This is a genomic window from Mesorhizobium sp. M2E.F.Ca.ET.209.01.1.1, from assembly GCF_004010375.2.
Classification (GTDB): Bacteria; Pseudomonadota; Alphaproteobacteria; order Rhizobiales; family Rhizobiaceae; genus Mesorhizobium.
In genome coordinates this window covers 1-307 of sequence record NZ_SADP02000940.1, presented here as the reverse complement: position 1 = coordinate 307, position 307 = coordinate 1, and the positions used below count along the sequence as shown (strand labels likewise).

The 307-nt window shown below is 59.6% G+C and carries 1 protein-coding gene; it reads right to left on the bottom strand.

Annotation, left to right across the window (positions count from 1 at the left end):
• Window positions 1–33: 33 nt before the first annotated feature.
• A partial coding sequence (locus tag EN852_RS42000; protein WP_210238328.1) for a hypothetical protein occupies window positions 34–307 on the bottom strand: 274 nt, incomplete at its 5' end.

Sequence of the window (307 nt, the reverse complement as noted above, 5' to 3'; positions counted from 1 at the left end):
CCGGACGCCGATTTTCATGGAAGTCCCCCCTTGTCACAAGCGCGACACCATCCCGCATTCGCTTCGAGTTTGCAACCTGAGCGCGAAATTGCTCTCCGCCGAATGGGAGGCTCGAGCCGGCCCCGCGACATAAAATGTGTACCGATGAAAAATCGAAGTCCTGTTTCGTGATGCGGCCGGGAAGGGATTGCGGCGGCCGCGTGATCGCCGGCGGCGTGAGCCAAAATCCGTCAAACGACTCTTTTCGTGCGGAGAAGAGGCTTCCATCTTGGCGGGAAAGCTGTCGGCATCGGAGGGCTTGGAGGCT